Source organism: Streptomyces sp. NPDC001219 (assembly GCF_053597915.1).
In genome coordinates this window covers 1-21,431 of sequence record NZ_JBSFJF010000093.1, presented here as the reverse complement: position 1 = coordinate 21,431, position 21,431 = coordinate 1, and the positions used below count along the sequence as shown (strand labels likewise).

19 protein-coding genes and 1 rRNA gene are annotated in these 21,431 nt (G+C 72.2%); 8 read left to right on the top strand and 12 right to left on the bottom strand.

Annotation, left to right across the window (positions count from 1 at the left end):
• Nucleotides 1-114: 114 nt before the first annotated feature.
• From ACWC9R_RS33785 to ACWC9R_RS33765, 5 genes are all read right to left on the bottom strand, one after another.
• The gene (locus ACWC9R_RS33785; RefSeq protein ID WP_450737325.1) at nucleotides 115-906 is read right to left on the bottom strand and encodes a hypothetical protein; all 792 of its coding nucleotides are present in this window, start codon (nucleotides 904-906) and stop codon (nucleotides 115-117) included.
• Between the two features lie 140 nt (nucleotides 907-1,046).
• Nucleotides 1,047-2,774 (bottom strand): DNA repair protein RecN, encoded by a 1,728-nt coding sequence (gene recN, locus ACWC9R_RS33780; protein ID WP_450737323.1) that lies wholly within the window; start codon nucleotides 2,772-2,774, stop codon nucleotides 1,047-1,049.
• Between the two features lie 303 nt (nucleotides 2,775-3,077).
• Entirely contained in the window at nucleotides 3,078-3,956 is an 879-nt protein-coding gene (locus tag ACWC9R_RS33775; RefSeq protein WP_450737321.1) for an NAD kinase, read from the bottom strand.
• Between the two features lie 59 nt (nucleotides 3,957-4,015).
• On the bottom strand, nucleotides 4,016-4,831 hold the full coding sequence (locus tag ACWC9R_RS33770; RefSeq protein ID WP_362610650.1) for a TlyA family RNA methyltransferase: 816 nt from the start codon (nucleotides 4,829-4,831) through the stop codon (nucleotides 4,016-4,018).
• Nucleotides 4,832-4,838: 7 nt separating this feature from the next.
• Nucleotides 4,839-5,285, bottom strand: a complete 447-nt coding sequence (locus ACWC9R_RS33765) for a hypothetical protein (RefSeq protein WP_450737318.1) — start codon at nucleotides 5,283-5,285, stop codon at nucleotides 4,839-4,841.
• Nucleotides 5,286-5,359: 74 nt separating this feature from the next.
• Between ACWC9R_RS33765 and ACWC9R_RS33760 the strand changes: the two genes are divergently transcribed.
• The gene (locus ACWC9R_RS33760) at nucleotides 5,360-5,707 is read left to right on the top strand and encodes a sterol-binding protein (protein ID WP_362610646.1); all 348 of its coding nucleotides are present in this window, start codon (nucleotides 5,360-5,362) and stop codon (nucleotides 5,705-5,707) included.
• 77 nt (nucleotides 5,708-5,784) lie between these two features.
• On the opposite strand, the gene ACWC9R_RS33755 is transcribed toward ACWC9R_RS33760, so the two are convergent.
• The 3 genes from ACWC9R_RS33755 to ACWC9R_RS33745 all read right to left on the bottom strand — a co-directional run bounded on the left by ACWC9R_RS33755 (nucleotide 5,785) and on the right by ACWC9R_RS33745 (nucleotide 9,000).
• Nucleotides 5,785-6,642 (bottom strand): ABC transporter ATP-binding protein, encoded by an 858-nt coding sequence (locus ACWC9R_RS33755; protein WP_450737316.1) that lies wholly within the window; start codon nucleotides 6,640-6,642, stop codon nucleotides 5,785-5,787.
• Nucleotides 6,643-6,817: 175 nt separating this feature from the next.
• Nucleotides 6,818-7,954, bottom strand: coding sequence for a FecCD family ABC transporter permease (locus tag ACWC9R_RS33750; RefSeq protein WP_450737314.1), 1,137 nt, complete (start codon nucleotides 7,952-7,954; stop codon nucleotides 6,818-6,820).
• Nucleotides 7,951-9,000, bottom strand: a complete 1,050-nt coding sequence (locus ACWC9R_RS33745) for a FecCD family ABC transporter permease (protein ID WP_450737312.1) — start codon at nucleotides 8,998-9,000, stop codon at nucleotides 7,951-7,953. Before ACWC9R_RS33745 ends, ACWC9R_RS33750 begins: the two co-directional genes overlap by 4 nt.
• Before the next feature lie 62 nt (nucleotides 9,001-9,062).
• Between ACWC9R_RS33745 and ACWC9R_RS33740 the strand changes: the two genes are divergently transcribed.
• Nucleotides 9,063-10,091 carry an ABC transporter substrate-binding protein gene (locus ACWC9R_RS33740; RefSeq protein ID WP_450737310.1) on the top strand — a complete coding sequence of 343 codons (1,029 nt, stop codon included), beginning with the start codon at nucleotides 9,063-9,065 and terminating at the stop codon, nucleotides 10,089-10,091.
• A 177-nt stretch (nucleotides 10,092-10,268) separates the two neighbouring features.
• A complete protein-coding gene (locus tag ACWC9R_RS33735; RefSeq protein ID WP_450737308.1) occupies nucleotides 10,269-11,159 on the top strand; it encodes a siderophore-interacting protein in 891 nt (296 codons plus the stop codon).
• A gap of 25 nt (nucleotides 11,160-11,184) precedes the next feature.
• Here ACWC9R_RS33735 and ACWC9R_RS33730 read toward each other — a convergent pair whose 3' ends face one another.
• Nucleotides 11,185-12,210, bottom strand: coding sequence for an HAD-IIA family hydrolase (locus ACWC9R_RS33730; RefSeq protein ID WP_362610636.1), 1,026 nt, complete (start codon nucleotides 12,208-12,210; stop codon nucleotides 11,185-11,187).
• Between the two features lie 170 nt (nucleotides 12,211-12,380).
• On the opposite strand from ACWC9R_RS33730, the gene ACWC9R_RS33725 reads away from it, so the two are divergent.
• The 5 genes from ACWC9R_RS33725 to ACWC9R_RS33705 all read left to right on the top strand — a co-directional run bounded on the left by ACWC9R_RS33725 (nucleotide 12,381) and on the right by ACWC9R_RS33705 (nucleotide 19,096).
• A complete protein-coding gene (locus ACWC9R_RS33725; protein WP_450737306.1) occupies nucleotides 12,381-13,646 on the top strand; it encodes a DUF1015 family protein in 1,266 nt (421 codons plus the stop codon).
• Between the two features lie 155 nt (nucleotides 13,647-13,801).
• Nucleotides 13,802-15,331 (top strand): pyridoxal phosphate-dependent decarboxylase family protein, encoded by a 1,530-nt coding sequence (locus ACWC9R_RS33720; protein ID WP_450737304.1) that lies wholly within the window; start codon nucleotides 13,802-13,804, stop codon nucleotides 15,329-15,331.
• A gap of 35 nt (nucleotides 15,332-15,366) precedes the next feature.
• Nucleotides 15,367-16,683 (top strand): lysine N(6)-hydroxylase/L-ornithine N(5)-oxygenase family protein, encoded by a 1,317-nt coding sequence (locus ACWC9R_RS33715; protein ID WP_450737302.1) that lies wholly within the window; start codon nucleotides 15,367-15,369, stop codon nucleotides 16,681-16,683.
• Complete coding sequence (locus ACWC9R_RS33710) at nucleotides 16,680-17,249, top strand: GNAT family N-acetyltransferase (protein WP_450737301.1); 570 nt, start codon at nucleotides 16,680-16,682, stop codon at nucleotides 17,247-17,249. Before ACWC9R_RS33715 ends, ACWC9R_RS33710 begins: the two co-directional genes overlap by 4 nt.
• Nucleotides 17,246-19,096, top strand: coding sequence for an IucA/IucC family protein (locus ACWC9R_RS33705; RefSeq protein WP_450737299.1), 1,851 nt, complete (start codon nucleotides 17,246-17,248; stop codon nucleotides 19,094-19,096). Before ACWC9R_RS33710 ends, ACWC9R_RS33705 begins: the two co-directional genes overlap by 4 nt.
• 86 nt (nucleotides 19,097-19,182) lie before the next feature.
• On the opposite strand, the gene ACWC9R_RS33700 is transcribed toward ACWC9R_RS33705, so the two are convergent.
• From ACWC9R_RS33700 to rrf, 3 genes are all read right to left on the bottom strand, one after another.
• On the bottom strand, nucleotides 19,183-19,947 hold the full coding sequence (locus ACWC9R_RS33700; protein WP_450737320.1) for a hypothetical protein: 765 nt from the start codon (nucleotides 19,945-19,947) through the stop codon (nucleotides 19,183-19,185).
• Nucleotides 19,884-20,861 carry a hypothetical protein gene (locus ACWC9R_RS33695; protein WP_450737327.1) on the bottom strand — a complete coding sequence of 326 codons (978 nt, stop codon included), beginning with the start codon at nucleotides 20,859-20,861 and terminating at the stop codon, nucleotides 19,884-19,886. The genes ACWC9R_RS33700 and ACWC9R_RS33695 overlap by 64 nt, the downstream gene beginning before the upstream one ends.
• A gap of 240 nt (nucleotides 20,862-21,101) precedes the next feature.
• Nucleotides 21,102-21,218: ribosomal RNA gene (rrf, locus tag ACWC9R_RS33690) — 5S ribosomal RNA — on the bottom strand.
• Nucleotides 21,219-21,431 lie beyond the last annotated feature (213 nt).

Sequence of the window (21,431 nt, the reverse complement as noted above, 5' to 3'; positions counted from 1 at the left end):
CGACAACGCGGCATGGGGGTCCCCCGCGCCCTTTAGGCGTGGGGGAGTGCGTGCCAGGCGCCGCGGGCAGGCGGGAGTTTGACGACAGGTCCTAGCTCCCAGACCGCAGCAGCCTCAGAGCGCGGCCGCCGCCCGGCTGACGCGGTCCCCCACGGCCGTGGCGGCGATCAGCGCGGCGGCGTGCGCGGCCAGGCCACGGCTGCCGTTGCCGGCGACGACGGCAAGGCCGAGCGCCGCACCGAGGGCGTGCGCCCCGGCGTCCCCGATCATCGTGCGCTCCCCGACGTCGTCGCCGAGGACGGCGGCCACCGCCCCCATGGGCGCCGCGGACAGCGGGCCCGCGGGACCGCGGCGCAGCAGCCCGGGTGCCCCGAGGGCCAGTACGGCGCCGGCCGCCCGGCCGGGCCGGACGTCCAGGAGGTTCACCAGATGGGCCGAGCCCGCGATCACCACGCCCGCCAGCAGTTTGTCGGCCGGGCGCTCCTTGAGGAGGGCGCCGGCCGCGAGCCCGGCGGCGCCGACCCCGAACAGCTTCACGGCCCCGCTGGTGACCTCCCGCTGCCGGAGCGCCGAGAGGTGCGCCCGGAATCCGCGGCGTGGATCACCGGCGCCGCACACGTCGTCGTACGCACCGCAGCCCCCGGCGGCCAGCACCGCCAGCGCCGTGGCGGCCCGGGCCCGGGCGGGCAGCCCGGGGGCGGTGGCGGCGGCGAGGGCGGTACCGGTGGCCGTGGCGAGACCCGCGTGCAGGTCCACGGTCCGGCCGGCGTAGTTCTTCCGCTCCCACAGGGCGGCACCGCCCGGCGGCCGCTTCCTGAGCACCGTGTACGCGGCCCGGGTCACGCCCGCCGCCCCCACGAGTGCCGCGATCCGTCCCCGCGCCCCGCTGCCTGCCACCGCCACCATGTCGCTCCCCTCGCCCGGCGCCCTGTCGCGCTCGACTCCGGTCACCCTAGGAGGGCGCGCCGCCCGGTCACGCGGGAGCGACGCCTCCGGGTGCGACGGCGGGCGGGAAACGCGGTGCCCCCCTTGGCACGCACCGCTCGCTACGTGCCCGTTCGCGCCGTCTCCAGCAGTTCCTCGGCATGGGCGCGGGCCGTTTCGGAGTCCTCCTGGCCGGCCAGCATCCGGGAGAGTTCGCGGACCCGCTCCTCGCCCTCCAGGACCGTGACACCGCTCCTGGTGACCGAGCCGTCGTTCGTCTTCGCCACCAGCAACTGGCGGTCCGCGAAGGCCGCGACCTGCGGGAGGTGGGTGACGACCACGACCTGCGCCGACTTCGCGAGCCTGGCCAGCCGCCTGCCGACCTCGACGGCCGCCTTGCCGCCGACCCCCGCGTCGACCTCGTCGAAGAGGTAGGTCGGTACGGGGTCGGAGCCGGCGAAGACCACCTCCACGGCGAGCATCACCCGGGAGAGCTCACCGCCGGACGCCCCCTTGGCGATCGGCCGGGGCGGTGCGCCCGGGTGCGGGGCCAGGAGGAGTTCGACCTCATCGGCGCCGGCCGGTCCGTAGGCCACCGTGCGGCCGTTGACCTCGATGCCGTCGGCGTCCTCGGCGACCTCGGTCTGGCGGATCTCGACGGTGACGCGCGCGTGCGGCATGGCGAGTTCGGCGAGTTCGGCGGTGACCGCCTCGGCGAAACGCTGCGCCGAGTCCGTGCGGGCATCCGTCAATGTTTGTGCCAGTTCGCCCAGTTCGGCACGGAGTGCGTCCCGCTCGGCGGCCAGCTCGCCGATCCGGTCGTCGTCGCCGTCCAGTTCGTCGAGCCGGGCGGTGTTCTCCTCGGCCCAGGCCAGCACCTCCGCGATGTCCTGGCCGTACTTCCGGGTCAGCTGGTTCAGCGCGGCGCGGCGCTCCTCGACCGCGGCCAGCCGCAACGGGTCGGCGTCCAGGCCGTCCGCGTAACTGGCCAGTTCGCCCGCCACATCCGCCACCAGGATGCCGATCTCGCCGATCCGGTCGGCGAGCCCGGCGAGCTCCCGGTCATGGCTGCGGACGGCCTCCAGCGCGCGGTGTGCGCCGGCGACCAGGGTGGTGGCGTCGACGCCCTCGGGGTCCTCGGGGTTGCCGGCCAGCGCGGCGTGCGCGAGGGTCGCGCCGGAGGCCAGCGCCTCGGCGTGACCGAGCCTCTCCGCCTCGGCGGCCAGCTCGGTGTCCTCGCCCGGCTGGGGCTCGGCCGCCGCGATCTCGTCGAGGCCGAAGCGCAGCAGATCGGCTTCCTGGGAGCGTTCACGGGCCCGCGTCGTCAGCTCGTCCAGCTCGGTGGTGACGGCACGCAGCCGGCGGTGGGCGCCGGTGTACTTGGCCAGCGGGACCGCGACCGTGTCGCCGGCGTAGCGGTCCAGGGCCTGGCGCTGGCGGGCGGGGCGCAGCAGGCCCTGCTGGTCGGTCTGGCCGTGTACGGCGACCAGGTCGTCGGCCAGCTCCGCCAGGAGGCCGACCGGGACGGAGCGGCCTCCCACATGGGCGCGTGAACGGCCCTCCGCGGAGAGCGTGCGGCTGATCAGCAGCGCCCCGTCGTCCAGCTCCGCACCGGCCTCCTCGGCCCGTATCGCGGCGGGGGCCTGGGGGCCGACGCCGATCCTGCCCTCCACCACCGCCGATTTGGCGCCGATCCGCACCAGGGCGGGGTCGGCGCGCCCGCCGAGCAGCAGGCCGAGGCTGGTGACGACCATGGTCTTGCCCGCGCCCGTCTCGCCGGTCACCGCCGTGAAGCCGGGGGACAGCTCGACAACGGCGTCGTCAATGACACCCAGGGACCGAATCCGCATCTCCTCCAACACGGATACGACCTTACGAGGTCCGGGGGCCGCCCCGCGACGGCCTCCCCTCACTCCTGCCCCCGCCCCTGCGGAAAACCGCACCGAAGAACGGGGGGATTCCCCATGGTGCGTGATCACGCTGAGCCGTCACGCTGATCACAGTCCGGAACGAAAGGTGTACTGATGTCCAGCGAATCGACGCAGGCGGGTCGACCCGGTCAGCGACCCGGTCGGCGTCCCGCCGGCGCAGAGGCGAGGAGGGGCCGCGGCCGCCAGGGCCCCGTCCGCCGGTGGTGGGCCCGGGTACGGGGTCTAGTGCGGCGCCCCCCGCCACCCCGCGACCGGGAGGGCGAACTTGGCGACCAGGCGGTCCGTGAAGGAGGCATGGTGCAGGCGGGCCAGGCGTACGGGGACGGCGCCGCGGCGGACCTCGACGCGGGCGCCGGCGGGAAGTTCGACGCTGCGGCGGCCGTCGCACCACAGAATGCCGTGCGGGGTCTTGGGCTGGACCTCGACCGCCAGGACGGAACGGGGCGAGGTGACCAGCGGCTTGGCGAACAGCGCGTGGGCGCTGATCGGGACCATCAGCAGGGCCTCGACCTCGGGCCAGACCACCGGCCCGCCGGCCGAGAAGGCGTACGCGGTCGAACCGGTCGGCGTCGCGCAGACCACCCCGTCGCCGCCGAACCGCGAGACGGGCCGGCCGTCGACCTCGGTCACGACCTCCAGCATCCGCTCCCGGGCGGCCTTCTCCACCGAGGCCTCGTTGAGGGCCCAATCGGTGTGCACGACATTGCCGTTGTTGCGGACGAGGACATCGAGCGTCATCCGCTCCTCGACCTCGTAGGCGCGGGTGACGACCCGGTCGACGACCTTGTCGAGGTCGTCCCGCTCGGCCTCCGCGAGGAAGCCGACCCGGCCGAGGTTGACGCCCAGCATCGGGACCCCGGACGTCCGGGCGAAGTCCGCGCCGCGCAGCAGCGTGCCGTCCCCGCCCAGGACCACCAGGAGTTCGCAGCCCTCGGCTGCGCACTGCTCGGACTCGACGCGCTGGACCGACGACGGCAGCGGCAGGTCCGCCGCCTCCTCCGCCAGCACCCGCACCCCGATGCCGCTGCGCAGCAGCCCCTGAACGACGAGTTCGGCGCTGCGGATGGCCGCGGGGCGGCCCGTGTGGGCGAGCAGGAACACCGTCCGCCCGGCTCCGGCGTTCTCGTGTGCTGTGCTGCCTTCAACTGCCTGGGTAGTGGTCAACGAGGCCCCTCCGCCACTGCACGGTCGACGTCCGCCGGGTCGAGTGCAGGCGCCCCGGCGCGCAGCCACAGAAAGTACTCGACATTCCCGGAAGGTCCAGGCAGTGGGCTCGCAGTTACGCCAAGTACGCCAAATTCCAGCGCGGCGGCCCGGTCGGCGACCGCGCGTACGGCCTCGGCGCGCAGCTCCGCGCTGCGCACCACCCCGCCGCTGCCCAGCCGCTCCTTGCCGACCTCGAACTGCGGTTTGACCATCAGCACCAGGTCAGCGCCGGGCGCCGCACAGCGGGCCAGCGCGGGCAGGACGAGCCCCAGCGGGATGAAGGAGAGATCGCCGACGACGAGATCGACGGGCTCCGAGTCGATCTGCTCCAGCGTCAGTTCACGTACGTTGGTGCGGTCCTTCACGGTGACCCGCTCATCGCTCTGGAGCGACCAGGCGAGCTGCCCGTATCCGACGTCGACGGCGACGACATGACGGGCCCCGGCGCGCAGCAGGACATCGGTGAAGCCACCGGTCGAGGCGCCCGCGTCCAGCGCCCGGCGGCCCTCGATCTTCAGGCCGAGCGGGACGAAGGCGGCGAACGCCCCGGCGAGCTTGTGGCCGCCGCGCGAGACGTAGTCCGGGTCGCTCTCGTCCTCGCGCACGACCACGGCCGCGCTGGTCTCCACCTGGGTGGCCGGTTTCGTCGCGGTCGCCCCGCCGACCGTCACCCGGCCCGCGGCGATCAGCTGGCTCGCGTGCTCCCGCGACCGGGCCAGCTTGCGGCGCACCAGCTCCGCGTCGAGTCGGCGTCGTGCCACTCCTGCCACCTGTGGTTCAGCTCCTGTTGTCGTGCGGCGTCGGGAAAGTCGAAGAAGGCGCGGGCGGCCCGGGGTGCTGGTCGAGACCGGCCAGCACATCGCGCAGCCCACGGTGCACATCCTCGTACACCTGCAGGTGTCCGCTCGCGGGGAGGTGGTCGGCATCGGCGAGGCGCCGCAGCCGGGCGTCGACGGCGGTCTCACCGGTCGGGGTCACTCCCACCCCGATGGGCTGCGGCCCGGCGGACTCCTCCGGCCCGGCCGCGGTGTCCGGCCGGACCTGGCCGCCCGGCTCGGCGTTACCGTCCGGCCCGAGGAGACCGGACAGCACACCGTCCGCGGTGTGCACCGCTCCGCTGCCCTCGCGCTGCGCGGGCTCCCCTGCTTCCAGGGGCTGCGTGGGTTCCCCGGGTGCGGCTTCCGCGGGCGCCTCCGGCTCCGGGCCGGACGTCGGCTCTTCCATGCCCCCGACGCTACCCCGACGAAGCCGGTCGAGGACGTACGAGCCGTCCCCGACCTGGCGTATCGTCGCTCACGATGGCAACCCTCGACCAGTGCCGCGCCGCTCTCGACCGGCTGGCCCAGAACCTGTCCTCGGCAGACGGCGGCGTCCGCCACGCCGCCTCGTTCGACCGCTCGCTCAGCTGCCGCATCACCGACCTCGATGTGACCTTCCTCGGGCGGCTGGCCGACGGCACCATCCAGGAGGTGACCAGCGTCCCCGGCCCGCCCCCGCACAAGGCCGAGATCCGGCTGTCCATGGCCGGCGACGACCTGGTGGCCCTGGTCGACGGGGAGCTGAACTTCGCCAAGGCCTGGGGAAGCGGCCGCGTCAAGCTGGAGGCCGGCCTGCGCGACCTCCTGCGTCTCAGGACGCTGCTGTAAGGCAGGCCCGGTCCGCCGGGCCGCGCCCCTCAGCCGCACCCCTCACCCGGGGCGCTCTCACGTGGAAAGCTCTCCCCCTACTCCCCGCCTCGTCCCACCCCCGCGGGTGCCTTCTCCTGCGTCGTCCGGCCGGCCCGGGAGCCGCCGTTGCGGGGCTTGCGCGCGGCGGGGACGACCAGGGGGGTGCCGGTCTCGGGGTCGTCGATGATCTGGCAGCCGAGGCCGAAGACCTGCTCCACCAGTTCCGCCGTGACGATGTCGGCCGGTGCGCCCTCGGCGATGACGGCACCGCCCTTCATGGCGATGAGGTGCGTCGCGTAGCGGGCCGCGTGATTGAGGTCGTGCAGCACCGCGACCAGCGTGCGCCCCTGCTCCTCGTGCAGTTCGGCGCACAGGTCCAGCACCTCGATCTGGTGCTGGATGTCCAGATACGTCGTCGGCTCGTCCAGCAGGAACAGCGGGGTCTGCTGGGCGAGCGCCATCGCGATCCACACCCGCTGCCGCTGCCCGCCGGACAGCTCGTCGACATAGCGGTCGGCCAGCTCACCGACGCCGGTGGCCGCCATGGACTCCCCGACGATCCGCTCGTCCTCGGGCGACCACTGCCGCAGCAGCCCCTGGTGCGGATAGCGGCCGCGGGCCACCAGGTCCGCCACGGTGATCCCGTCCGGGGCGACCGAGGACTGCGGCAGCAGCCCGAGCGTCCTGGCGACCTTCTTGGCCGGCAGCGAGGAGATCGCCGCGCCGTCGAGCAGGACCGAGCCACGGGCCGGCTTGAGCATCCGCGACAACGCGCGCAGCAGCGTGGACTTGCCGCAGGCGTTCGGGCCGACGATGACCGTGAAGGAGTTGTCGGGGATGGCGACCGAGAGGTTCTCGGCGATGACCCGCTGGTCGTAGGCGAGGGTGACGTTCTCGGCCGTGAGACGGCTCACTTCGGAACTCCTGGGGTTGTCGTGTCACTGCTGTTGCCCGGTCCGGCACCGGGCGCACCGTCTCCTGTCGGGGGCCGCGCCGTCGCCCGGCCCGTACGGGAGGCCCGCCCGGCACCGGCGGCGCCGTACTGCGGCGCCCGCCGCCCGGCCCGTCCCCGGGTCGCCGTCCGGCGGCTCATACCCGTCCCGCCTTGCGCTCCGTGGCCAGCAGCCACAGCAGATAGCCGCCGCCGAGGACGCCGGTGAGCACGCCCACCGGCAGCTGGTCGGCGCCGAAGAGCCGCTGTGACGCCCAGTCGGCGGCGACCAGCAGCACGGACCCCATGAGGGCGGACAGCACCAGGTTGGGACCGGGCAGAGGGGCGCTTCCCCCGCCCCGGCGCCAGCGCGGGAGGTTCATCCGGCGGGCCAGCTGGGGGGCGGTGAGCGCGACGAAGGAGATCGGCCCGGCGGCCGCGGTGCCGGCGGCGACCAGCACGACCGCCGCCAGCAGCACGACCACGCGGACCCGGTCGACCCGCACACCGAGGGCGTACGCGGCGTCGTCACCCATCTCCAGCATGCGCAGCGGCCGCCCGTTGAACAGCAGCAGCGGAACGAGGACGGCGCAGACCGCGGCCAGCGGGCGGACCTGGTCCCAGTCACGGCTGTTGAGGGAGCCGGTCATCCAGGTGGTGGCCCGGGTCGCCTCGACGATGTTCGCCTTGGTCATGAGGAAGAGCACCACCGCGTAGAGCATGGCGCTCGCTCCGATGCCGACGAGCACGAAGCGGTAGCCGTGGATGCCCTTCTTCCAGGCGAGCAGGAAGATGGCGAGGCCGGTGCCCACCCCGCCGGCCACCGCTCCGGCGGCGACCCCGACGGCCCCGGCCTGGAAGTAGACGATCGCGACCAGGGCGCCGACGGACGAGCCCTGGGCGAAGCCGAGGACGTCCGGACTGCCCAGCGGGTTGCGGGAGACGGTCTGGAAGACCGCCCCGGAGATCCCGAACGCGGCGCCGACCAGCAGCCCCACCAGCACCCGCGGCAGCCGCAGTTCGTTCACGATGTACTGCTGGCCGGGGTCCCCGCCGCCGGTGAGCGCGGCGAGCACGTCGGTCGGCGTCATGGGGTAGTCGCCGGAGCCGATCAGGGCGACGGCGGCGGCCAGCGCGACGGCCAGCAGCAGCAGTCCGACCACCGTGGCCCGCATGTCCAGGCGCAGCGAGAGGCCGCCCCCGGTGCGTACCGCCCGCACCCGCCCGGCCGCCTTCTCCGGGGACTTCCCGGCCTCGGTTCCCGCGGCTTCCCCGGTCTTCACGGTCGCGCTCACAGCTGGGCCATCCTCCGACGTCGTACGAGATAGATGAAGACCGGGCCGCCGAGGACGGCCGTGACGATGCCGACCTGCAGCTCGCCGGGCCGGGCCACGACCCGGCCGAGGACGTCGGCGCCGAGCAGCAGGACCGGTGAGAGCACCGCGGAGTACGGCAGAATCCAGCGCAGATCGGGCCCGGTGACGGCCCGTACGGCATGCGGAACCATCAGGCCCACATAGACGATCGGGCCGCAGGCCGCGGTCGCCCCGCCGCACAGCAGGGTGACGGCGAGCATCCCCAGCACCCGGGTACGGGTCAGCCGGGCGCCCAGCGCCCGCGCCTGGTCGTCGCCGAGCGCGATGGCGTTCAGCGGCCGGGCGATCAGCAGCGCGAGGACGCCGCCCACCGCCAGGAACGGGGCGATGCCGGTGACCGTCGGCACGGTGGCCGAGGCCAGTGAACCCACCGTCCAGAAGCGCATCTTGTCCAGCGCAGCGGTGTCCATCAGGTTGACCGCGTTGATGTAGCCGACGAGGACGGCGGTCAGCGCGGTGCCGGCCAGGGCGAGCCGTACGGGCGTGGCGCCGCGGGTGCCGCCGAGGACGTACACCGCGACGTTGACCACCGCGGCGCCGGCGAACGCGAACCACACATAGCCGGTCAGCGAGGTGATGCCGAAGAAGCTGATGGCGGTGACGACCGCGGCCGAGGCACCGGCGTTGATGCCGAGAACTCCGGGGTCCGCCAGGGGATTCCGGGTCAGCGCCTGCATGACCGTGCCGGCCAGTCCGAGCGCCGCGCCGACGATCAGGCCGAGCAGGGTGCGCGGGAGCCGGACGTCGCGGATGACCACGTCGGTATCGGAACCGGAGTAGTGGAACACCCCGTGCCACACCTGGTCGAGGGGGATCTGTTTGGCGCCGACGGCGATACCGAGGACGACGATGACGGCCAATACGGCCACGGAGACCACGAGCCCGGTGGGGCGCAGGAGGGGGCGCCGCCGGGGTGTCACGGGGTCCGGAGCCTTTGCCACTTCGGGGGGACTGTCAACCAACACGATAGTTAGGTTAGCCTACCCTCACATTCGACTCGCAGTCCCTCCCAGAGAGAAGTGCACCCATGAGCACCTCCCGAAACGTCACTCCGTCCCGCCGCGGCATCCTGGCCGCGGGCGGCGCCGTCGGTATCGGCGCCCTGCTGGCCGCATGCGGCGGGGACAAGGGCTCGGGAGGCGCCAACGAGGGGGGCAGGTCCGGCCCTTGGTCCTTCACCGACGACCGCAAGCAGAAGGTCTCGCTGAAGCACGACCCTCAGCGTATCGTCGCCTTCACCGGCACCGCGGCCGCGCTGCACGACTTCGGGATCGACGACCAGATCGTCGGCGTCTTCGGCCCCACCAAGCTCAAGAACGGCAAGGCCGACCCGCAGGCCGGTGACCTGGACATCGACAAGGTCACCATCATCGGCAACGCGTACAACCAGTTCAACGTCGAGAAGTACGCCTCGCTGCGCCCCGATCTGCTGGTGACGAACATGTACGAGCCGGGCGCGCTGTGGTTCGTGCCGGACGACAGCAAGGACAAGATCACCCCGCTGGCGAAGACCGTCGCCATCACCTCGTCCCGGGTTTCGCTGCTCAAGATCATCGAGCGCTACGCCGACCTGGCGAAGTCGCTCGGCGCCGACCTCCAGGCCAAGAAGGTCACCGACGCCAAGGCCCGGTTCGAGAAGGCCTCCGCGGCGCTGCGCAAGGCCGCCAAGTCCCACCCGGTCAAGGTGCTCGCCTGCTCCGGCAGCCCGGACCTCTTCTACGCCTCCAACCCCGGCATCAACGCCGACCTCATGTACTACAAGTCCCTCGGCGTCGATCTGATCGTTCCCGACAAGCTGGACAAGGGCGGCTACTTCGAGAGCCTGAGCTGGGAGAACGCCGACAAGTACAAGGCCGACGTGCTCCTGCTGGACAACCGGACCGCCACCCTCCAGCCCAAGGACCTGGCGGCCAAGCCCTCCTGGGCCAAGCTGCCCGCCGTCAAGGCCGGCCAGATCACCCCGTGGTCGAGCGAGCCGCGGTTCTCCTACGCGGGCGCCGCCCCGCTCATCGAGTCGCTCGCCAAGGCCATCGAGGGCGCCAAGAAGGCCAAGTGACGTACGGCCGCGGTGGATCGCCGCCCCCGGCCGGCCAGCCCCCCGGCCGGCCCGGTCCACCGCGGCCCCCACGCACCACCCGCGCGCCGCGCTTCGGCGGCCCGCGCCGCACCACCCCGAAAGCCACCGCACCACCCCACCGAACAGTCCCCGCCCCGTTCCCGGGAGGTCCCCCACATGACCACGACCGCCGCCCCGGCCACCGCGCCGTTCCGCTTCTTCGATGTGCACGTCGTACGGACCCGACGGCTGAGCCCCTCCGTGGTGCGGGTCACCTTCGGCGGTGAACGGCTGGCCGAACTGGCCTCCGGCGGTCGCGACCAGCGCTTCAAGCTCTTCCTCCCGCAGCCCCACCAGGACCGGCCGGTCTTCGAGGACACCGGCGACGGCTGGTACACGGCCTGGCGGGCGCAGGACCCGGACGAGCGGCCGCTGATGCGCTCGTACACCATCCGTGAACAGCGCCATGAGCCGCGGGAGTTCGACGTCGACTTCGCGCTGCACGGCGCCGGCCCGGAGGCCGGTCCGCTGGCGGGCGGGCCCGCCTCCCGCTGGGCCGCCCACGCCCTGCCAGGCGACCGGCTGACCGTCCTCGCCCCGGCCGTCGAGGACAACGGCGGCGTCGACTTCCGCCCGCCGGCCGGCACCGACTGGATTCTGCTCACCGGCGACGAGACGGCCCTGCCCGCGATCGCCGGCATCCTGTCCTGGCTCTCCCCCGGCACCCACGCCCAGGTCTACCTCGAGATCGCGCACGAGGACGACCGGCAGCAGCTGCCGTCCTTCGCCGACACCCACATCACCTGGCTGGTCCGGGACGGGGCGGCCGCCGCGCGGCGCGAGCCGGTGCTCGACGCCCTGCGCGCCGCGGAGTTCCCCGAGGGCACGCCGTACGCCTGGGTCGCCGGTGAGGCCGGCACCGTCAAGGCGGTGCGCCGGCACCTCGTCCGCGAGCGCGGCATCGACCGCAGGGCCGTGAAGTTCACCGGCTACTGGCGCCGCGGTGCCTCCGAGGAGGAGCTGCTCGCGGAGCTGACGGCCGGTGCCGCGGCGTCCGCCGAGGACTGATCCGGGCGGGCCACGGCGCCGGCCCTCACCTGCCGATCCGCGCCAGCGCCTGCCGGGCGTCCGCCCCGTAACTGCCGTCCCCCGCCGCCGTCCAGGCCGCCGCGCACAGCGCCCGCAGCCCGTCGAGCGGGGTGCCCTCGCCCTCCACCAGGAGCCGGTCCCCGGCCGTTTCGGCCCGCCAGCCGCCGCACCGGAAGCCGCCGTCCGCCGCGGTGACCTCCGGCTGCGGCGTCAGCAGCCCGCGCAGGTCCTCGTCCACGTAGGCGGGGCGGTGCTGCGGCGGGGCGGCCAGCAGCTCGGCCGGGGTGGTGACGCCGGTGAGCACCAGCAGCGAGTCGACCTCGCCGTTGGAGGCCCCCTCGATGTCGGTGTCGAGCCGGTCGCCGATCACCAGCGGCCGCCGCGCACCGGTCCGCAGCACCGTCTCCCGGTGCATCGGCGGCTGCGGCTTGCCCGCCACCTGCGGGGTGCCGCCCGCCGCGGTCCGGACCACCTCCACCAACGCACCGTTGCCGGGGGCGATCCCGCGCTCCTTGGGGATCGTCAGATCCGTGTTGGACGCGAACCAGGGCACCCCGCGCTGCACCGCGTACGCGGCCTCCGCCAGCCGCTCCCAGTCCAGCGAGGGGTCGAAGCCCTGCACCACGGCCGCTGGGTCGTCGTCCGCCGAACCGACCGGGACCAGGCCCCGCTCGCGCAGCGCCACCCGCAGTCCCTCCCCGCCGACGGCCAGCACCCGCGCGCCCGCCGGCACCTGTTCGGAGATCAGCCGCGCCACCGCCTGCGCCGAGGTGATCACGTCGTCCGGTCCGGTCGGGAGGCCAAAACCGGACAGCTGGTCGGCGACGGCCTGCGGGGTCCGTGCGGCGTTGTTGGTCACATAGGCGAGGTGCATCCCGCCCTCGCGGGCGTGTGTCAGCGACTCCACGGCATGCTCGATGGCCTGTCCGCCGGCGTAGACCACCCCGTCCAGATCCAGCAGCGCGGTGTCATACGCCTCGCTCAGCGCCTGCCGGGACCCGTCGGGCCGCCCGCGAACCTGCTCGTTCATGCCGTCTCGCTCCTCACTCCACGCGGCGGGCCGGCGATCCGCCGCCCCGGGGGCGCGGTCACCGCACCGTGGGGACCCTCGCCCTCCACTTCGCGCATACCGATATTTCCAGCCACGCACGGGCTGTCCCCCGATCTTCCCTCATCCGCCCGGCGGCATAGCATTCTTCAATGACCAGTACCGACGGCCTCCGCCTCCTCCCGTTCCGCGGACTGCGTTATGCCCCGGAGCGGGTCAGCAGCCTGACCGCTGTGATGTCCCCGCCGTACGACGTGGTGGTCCGGCCGGACGGCGTGCGCCATCTGGAGACCGCCGATCCGTACAACATCGTCCGGCTGATCCTCCCGCACGCCGCGGACCCCACCACCCGCCACCGCCAGGCCGCCGACACCCTGCACCGCTGGCGCGGCGAGGGCGTGCTGACGCAGGACGCCGAACCCGCGCTGTACGTCTACGAGCAGCGCTCCGGCGGGATGCTCCAGCGCGGCCTGATCGGGGCACTGCGCCTGGACGGTCCGGTGCTGCCGCACGAGGGCGTCATCCCCGAGGTGGTCGAGGACCGGGCCGCCCTGATGCGCGCGGCGGCCGCGAACTTCGAACCGCTGCTGCTGTCCTACCGCGGCGAGGGCACCGCCACTGGTGCCGCCGCGGTCATCGAGCGCGTGGTGGAGGGCGAACCGCTGCTCGCCACCACCACGGAGGACGGTTTCGCGCACCGCCTGTGGGCCGTCACCGACCCCGCCGACCTCGCCGCCGTCGACGACGACCTCACCCGCCGGCAGGCCCTGATCGCCGACGGCCACCACCGCTGGGCCACCTATCAGCGGCTGTACGAGCAGCAGCCCGGCGCCACCGCCGGCTCGCCCTGGGCCTCCGGTCTGGTGCTGCTGGTGGACACCGCCCGCTATCCGCTCCAGGTCCGCGCGATCCACCGCGTACTGCCGCATCTGCCGCCCGCCAAGGCGCTGGCGGACCTGGCCGGCGCCTTCCGTGTCCGCGCCCTCCCGGGTGAGCTGTCCGCCGCGCTGGCGGCCCTGGAGGAGACGCCCGGCACCGCCTTCGTCCTGGCCGGCGGGCCGGACGCGTTCCACCTCCTGGACCGTCCCGATCCCGCACTGCTGGACCGGACGATCCGCCGGGACCGGCCCGAGGCCTGGCGGCAGTTGGACGCCACCGTGCTGCACTCCGTCCTGCTGGACGAGGTCTGGCACATCCCCGACCACCCGTCGGACATCGGCTATCTGCATCACACCGGAGCCGCCGTCGAGCAGGCCGCCCGGCACGGCGGCACGGCGGTGCTGATGCGCGCCACCTCGGAGGAGACGGTCCGCCAGCTCGCCGAGTGCGGCGTGACGATGCCGAGGAAATCCACCTCGTTCGGGCCCAAGCCCGCGACGGGCCTGGTCCTGCGCACCCTGGACGACCCCATGAACTGACCGTCCCTGCCCGGAGTAAGGCCACACCCGACCCCCACCGGCGACTTAGTTAGGTTAGGCTTACCTCACTACGTCGCCGGGCGGGTCTCCCTGCCCCTGCGTACACCCCGCCCTGCGCAGGACGTGGTCAACTCCGCACCAGGGAGGACATCTTCATGAGTCTCCTCGCGCACTCTGCCGAGGACCCGGCCGACAACCGGGCGTATCTGCTCAACAACGGCACGGCCGGGCACTACCGAAGCGCGGTCACCGAGAGCGTTACCCGGATCAGCGCCAAAATAGCCGGCACCACCCGCCCGTTCACCGGTACCACCGTCGACGGCCTCACCCCCACCGTCTCCGGCGTCGACCTCGACGCACCGCTGCACGACGCGACCGCCGCACTCGACGAACTCGAAGAGGTCTACCTCCGCGACGCCGTCTACTTCCACCACCCGCGCTACCTCGCGCACCTCAACTGCCCCGTGGTGATCCCCGCCCTCGTCGGCGAGGCCGTGCTCTCCGCCGTCAACTCCTCGCTGGACACCTGGGACCAGAGCGTGGGCGGCACGCTGATCGAGCGCCGGCTGATCGACTGGACGGCCGAGCGGATCGGCCTGGGCGAGGCGGCCGACGGCATCTTCACCAGCGGCGGCAGCCAGTCCAACCTCCAGGCCATGCTGCTCGCCCGCGACGAGGCCTGCCGCCGGGAGCTGACCCGCGAGGGCGCCACTGGCGCCCGGCTCACCGACGTCCTGCCCCGGCTGCGCATCCTCACCTCCGAATGCAGCCACTTCAGCATCCGCAAGTCGGCCACCCTGCTCGGCATGGGCGCCGAAGCCGTCATCGCCGTCCCCAGCGACGACACCAAGCGGATGCGCACCGACGAGCTGGCCGCCGAACTGGCGCGCTGCGAACGCGACGGCCTGATACCCATGGCCGTCGTCGCCACCGCCGGCACCACCGACTTCGGCTCCATCGACCCGCTCCCCGAGATCGCCGGCCTGTGCGCCGCATACGGCGCCTGGATGCACGTCGACGCCGCCTACGGCTGCGGACTGCTGGTCTCCCGCCGCCGCGCCCTGCTGTCCGGCATCGAGCGCGCCGACTCGGTGACCGTCGACTACCACAAGTCCTTCTTCCAGCCGGTCAGTTCCAGCGCCATCCTGGTCCGCGACCGCGCCACGCTGAAGCACGTCACCTACCACGCGGACTACCTCAACCCCCGCCGCATGGTGGAGCAGCGCATCCCCAACCAGGTCGACAAGTCGATCCAGACCACCCGCCGCTTCGACGCCCTCAAGCTCTGGCTCACCCTGCGCATCATGGGCGCCCAGGCCGTCGGCGAACTCTTCGACGAGGTCGTCGACCGGGCCGCGGACGCCTGGAAACTGCTGCATGACGACCCCCGCTTCGACGTCGTCGTCGAGCCCCAGCTGAGCACCCTGGTCTTCCGGTACGTCCCCTCCACCGACCAGGACCCCGAACTCAGCGACCGGGTCAATCTGCACGCCAGGGAAGCCCTCTTCGCCTCCGGTGAGGCGATCGTCGCGAGCACCGTCGTCGACGGCCGCCACTACCTCAAGTTCACCCTGCTCAACCCGGAGACCACGCTCGAGGACATCGCCACCGTCCTCGACCTGATCGCCGACCACGCCGGCAGCTACCTCGCCGAGCAGCCCCGGCCGGCGCTCAGCGCGCGCTGAACCCTCCCCCACCGACCGTCCCCCTCGGAGACTCTGTGTCCGCCCCTTACGACTTCATCGCCATCGGCCTCGGCCCGTTCAACCTGGGCCTGGCCTGCCTGACCGAACCCATCGACGGACTCGACGGCCTGTTCCTGGACAACAAGGCGTCCTTCGACTGGCACCCCGGCATGATGCTGGACAGCAGCCACCTCCAGGTCCCCTTCCTCGCCGACCTGGTCACCCTCGCCGACCCCACCTCCTCCTTCTCGTTCCTGAACTACCTCAAGGAATCGGGCCGGCTGTACTCGTTCTACATCCGCGAGAACTTCTATCCGCTGCGCGCCGAGTTCAACGACTACTGCCGCTGGGCGGCCGGCAAACTCGACTCCGTCCGCTTCGGCCACCAGGTCACCACCGTCGAGTACGACGAGGGCGACGAGCTCTACACCGTCCACGCCGAGCAGCCCACCGGCGAACGCCACACCTTCCGCGCCCGCAGGCTCGTCCTGGGCACCGGCACCCCGCCGCACATCCCGGACTCCTGCCGGGACCTGGGCGGTGACCTGCTGCACAACGCCGGCTACCTCGACGCCAAGGCCGCCCTCCAGGCCAAGGACAGCATCACCCTCATCGGCAGCGGCCAGAGCGCGGCCGAGATCTACTTCGACCTGCTCCAGGACATCGACAGCCACGGCTACCACCTGACCTGGGCCACCCGCTCCCCCCGCTTCTTCCCCCTCGAATACACCAAGCTCACGCTGGAGATGACCTCCCCGGAGTACGTGGACTACTTCCACGCCCTCCCGCCGGCCACCCGCGACCGCCTCAACGCCACCCAGAAGCACCTCTACAAGGGCATCGACTCGGAGCTGATCAACGACATCTTCGACCTGCTCTACCAGAAGAACCTGAGCGGCCCGGTCCCCACCCGCCTCCTCACCAACACCGCCCTGCAGCAGGCGAGTTACGACGAGGCCTCCGGCACCTACACCCTGGGCCTGCGCCAGGAGGAGCAGGGCACGGACTTCGCCCTCGACACCCAGGGCCTGATCCTCGCCACCGGCTACCGCTACCGCGTACCGGACTTCCTCTCCCCCGTCCGCGACCGCATCGTCTGGGATGACGCGGGACGCTACGACGTGGCGCGCAACTACAGCATCGACACCACCGGCCGGGGCATCTTCGTGCAGAACGCCGAGCTGCACACCCACGGCTTCGTCACCCCCGACCTCGGCATGGCCGCCTACCGCAACGCGTGCATCATCCGCGAGCTGCTCGGCCGCGAGTACTACCCGGTCGAAAAGGCCATCGCCTTTCAGGAGTTCGCCGCTCCGGCCGGTCCGCACCACCCCATGGAGCTGCCGGTATGAGCACCCCCGTCTTCACCCGCACCGACGCCGCCCTCGGGGAGTTCTCGCTCCGCCCGGTCGACCCGCACGGTGACGCCGAGCTGCTGCACCGCTGGGTCACCCACCCCAAGGCCGCCTTCTGGCTGATGCAGGACTGCGACCTCCCCGCCGTCGAGAAGGAGTTCGCGCGGATAGCCGCCGACCCCTTCCACCACGCCTTCCTCGGCCTGCACAACGGCACCCCGGCCTTCCTCATGGAGCGCTACGACCCCGCCCACCGCGAACTCGTCGGCATCCACGCCGCTGAGCCCGGCGACGTCGGTATGCACTTCCTGTCGGCGCCCACCGACACCCCCGTCCACGGCTTCACCCTCGCCGTGATCACCACCGTCATGGAGATGCTCTTCGCCGACCCGGCCAACCGCCGCGTCGTCGTCGAGCCCGACGCGCGCAACACCGCCGTACACGCCCTCAACAAGGCCGTCGGCTTCGAGATCCTGCGCGCCGTCTCGCTCCCCTCCAAAGACGCCTACCTCAGCACCTGCACCCGCGACCAGTTCCTGGCCACCCGAGGAGACCACCGATGACCGCCCCCTCCGACGGCACCCCGCCCCTCTCCGCACAGGACGCCGTCGCCCACCTCACCCCCGGCCTGTGGGCCCGCGCCAACCGGCTGCTGATCCGCAAGGGCCTCGCCGAGTTCGCCCATGAGCGGCTGTTCACGCCCCAGCGCCTCCCCCAGGACGGCCACTACGCCGTACGCAGCGACGACGGCAGCACCGAGTACCGCTTCGCCGCCCGCAGACGAGCGCTGGACCACTGGCAGATCGACGCCGACAGCATCACCCGGCACCGCGACGGAAGCGAACTCCCCCTGGACGCCCTGGCGTTCTTCCTCGAACTCCACACGTCGCTGGGCCTCGGCGAGGCCATCCTCCCGGTCTACCTGGAGGAGATCAGCTCCACCCTCTCCGGCACCGCCTACAAACTCGCCGCCGACGGACCCGGCGCCGCCGAACTCGCCAAGGCCGACTTCCAGGCCATCGAGACCGGCATGACCGAGGGCCACCCCTGCTTCGTCGCCAACAACGGCCGGCTCGGCTTCGGCATCCACGAGTACCACGCCTACGCTCCGGAGACCGCGGCCCCGCTCCGGCTGATCTGGCTCGCCGCCCACCGCGACCACGCCACCTTCACCGCCGGCGCCGGCCTCGACTACGACGCCCTCATCCGCGACGAACTCCCCGACGCGACCCGCGCCCGCTTCGCCGACACCCTCACCACGCTCGGCCTCGACCCCGCGGACTACTACTTCTTCCCCGCCCACCCCTGGCAGTGGTGGAACAAGCTCTCCGTCACCTTCGCCGCCGAGGTCGCCCAGCAGCGCCTGGTGTGCCTGGGCCCCGGCGACGACGCCTACCTGGCCCAGCAGTCCATCCGGACCTTCTTCAACACCACCAGCCCCACCAAGCACTACGTCAAAACGGCGCTCTCCGTCCTCAACATGGGCTTCATGCGCGGCCTCTCCGCGTCCTACATGGAGGCCACCCCAGCCATCAACGACTGGCTGGCCCGCCTCATCGACGCCGACGACACCTTCCGCGCCGCCCGCTTCTCGATCATCCGTGAGCGCGCCGCCATCGGCTACCACCACCGCCAGTACGAGGCGGCCACCACCAAGGGCTCCCCGTACCGGAAGATGCTCGCCGCCCTGTGGCGCGAAAGCCCCGTCCCCACCCTCGAACCGGGCCAGCGCCTGGCCACCATGGCCTCGCTGCTGCACGTCGACAACAACGGCGGCTCCCTCGCTGCCGCCCTCATCGAGGAGTCCGGCCTGGAGCCCGCCGTCTGGCTGCGCCGCTACCTGGACGCCTACCTGACCCCGGTCCTGCACTCCTTCTACGCCTATGACCTGGTCTTCATGCCGCACGGCGAGAACGCCATCCTGGTCATCGAGGACGGCGCCGTGGCCCGCGTGATCTTCAAGGACATCGCCGAGGAGATCGCCGTCATGGTCCCCCAAGGCCTTAAGGGCCAGGGAGGTGCCCCCATCGACGCGGTCCTGCCGCCCGCCGTCGAACGCATCCGCGCCGACGTCCCCGAGGACAAGAAACTGCTGTCCGTCTTCACCGACGTCTTCGACTGCTTCTTCCGCTTCCTCAGCAGCACCCTCGACGACCAGGGCGTCCTCGACGAGGACACCTTCTGGCGCACGGTCGCCTCCTGCGTCACCGACTACCAGGCGGCCAACCCCCACCTCGCCGAGAAGTTCGAGCGCTACGACCTGTTCACCGACGAGTTCGCGCTCTCCTGCCTCAACCGCCTCCAGCTGCGCAACAACCAGGAGATGGTCGACCTCCAGGACCCGGCGGGCGCCCTCCAGCTCATCGGCACCCTCCGCAACCCGATCGCCCCCTACGCACCGGCCTCCTGACCCCTCCCCCTACGCCGAAGGGCGGGACCCCACCACGGGGTCCCGCCCTTCGTCATGCCGTACGCCGGATCACACCGACGGCCGGCTCACTCCTTCGCGGAGCCCGGCTCGTCCGCCGCGCCGCCGGCCTCGGTCTCGGCCTCGGCCTCGGCCTCACCCAGCTCGTCATCCTCTTCCAGCGCGTCGGTGAAGTCCACGCCGTCCAGCTCCGCGAGCCGGTCCGAGGCGTTCGTCGTGCCGCCCTGGTCGGCCTCCAGCGCCCGCGCGAACCAGTCGCGTGCGTCGTCCTCGCGCCCGACCTCCAGCAGCGCGTCGGCGTACGCGTACCGCAGCCGCGCGGTCCACGGGTGCACCGCACTCGACGCGAGCTCCGGGCTCTGGAGCGTCACCACGGCCGCGTCCGCCTGGCCCATGTCCCGCCGGGCACCCGCCGCGACCAGCCGCATCTCGACCTGGCCGGCCTTGTCGAGCTTCTGCACCTCGGGCTCACCGGCCATGGCCATCGCCTTCTCCGGACGCCCGAGACCCCGCTCGCAGTCCGCCATGACGGGCCACAGCTCCACGCTGCCGGTCATCCGCCGCGCCGCCCGGAACTCCGCCAGCGCCTCGCTGTACTTGCCGGCCGCGTACGCCGCGAAGCCCGCGGCCTCCCGCACCGCCGCGACCCTGGACGCCAGCCGCAGCGCCACCCGCGAGTACCCGTACGCCTGCTCCGGGTCCTCGTCCAGCAGCCTCGCCACCATCACCAGGTTCTTGGCGACGTCATCGGCGAGCGTCTTCGGCAGGCTCAGCAGCTCCTGACGCACGTCCTTGTCGATCTCGTCACCGGTGACGTCCTCCGGAATCGGCAGCCGCTTGATCGGCTCCCGGTCCCGGTCCCGCCGGTCATCCCGACGGTCGTCCCGCCGGTCATCGCGCCCCCGGCCACCGCCGTAAGGCCGACGCCCCCCACGCTCGTCATCCCGCCGGAACCCACCCCGGTCATCCCGACGCGGCCCCCGGTCGTCCCTACGGAACCCACCACGGTCGCCACCCCGGTCATCGCGCCGGTCGCCACCGCGGAATCCCCCACGGTCGCCACCGGACGGACGGTCATCACGACGGAACCCACCACGGTCATCCCGCCGGTCGTCACGACGGTCGTCCCGCCGGTCGCCACCGCGGTACCCACCCCGGTCGCCACCGGAGGAACGCTCATCACGACGGAATCCACCGCGATCGCCCCCACGGTCGTCCCGACGCTCGCCACCACGGAACCCACCGCGGTCGCCACCGGACGGACGGTCGTCCCTACGGAACCCACCGCGGTCACCACCACGATCGTCCCGCCGGTCGCCACCGCGGTACCCGCCCCGGTCGCCACCGGACGGACGGTCATCACGACGGAACCCACCACGGTCACCACCCGAGGGACGGTCGTCCCTACGGAATCCACCGCGGTCACCACCACGGTCATCGCGACGGTCGCCACCGCGGTACCCGCCCCGGTCACCACCGGACGGACGGTCATCACGACGGAACCCGGGGCGATCCCCGCCCCGCTCCTCACGCCGGAAACCGCCGCCCCGCTCGTCATCCCGACGCGGCCCACGGTCGCCACCGGACGGCCGGTCGCCCCCGCGGAATCCACCACGGTCATCGCGACGGTCGCCACCACGGGGCCCGCCACGGTCATCCCGCCGGTCCCCACCGCGGAATCCCCCACGGTCACCACCGGACGGACGGTCATCGCGACGGTCATCGCGACGGTAACCCCCGCGGTCACCGCCCCGGTTGTCACCGCGCGGACCGCGGTCGTCACGTCGGAAACCACCGCGGTCACCGTCATCGCGCCGCTGCGGTCGGCGCTCCGAACGATCGTCGGAAGAGTTGGTGGACATCGACGTGACTCCTGTCTTCGGTACTGCATTCATTCTCACGCACCGACCAGTTCGGCGCGCTTCGGAAAAACAAAAAGGACCCTTGGTCCCAGCGTGAACGCTGGGACCAAGGGTCCTGAAAGATTGTTCGGCGGCGTCCTACTCTCCCACAGGGTCCCCCCTGCAGTACCATCGGCGCGGAAAGGCTTAGCTTCCGGGTTCGGAATGTAACCGGGCGTTTCCCTAACGCTATGACCACCGAAACACTATCGGGCCGCCCCGCAGAGCGGGAAATCGACACTTAGCGAACAAGCACACTTTTTAGTTAAAGAGTGAAACTTGGTTCAACCAGCGATTGCGACTGTTCGCAACCCGGGAACCACACAGTGGACGCGAGCAACTGAGGACAAGCCCTCGGCCTATTAGTACCAGTCAACTCCACCCGTTACCGGGCTTCCATATCTGGCCTATCAACC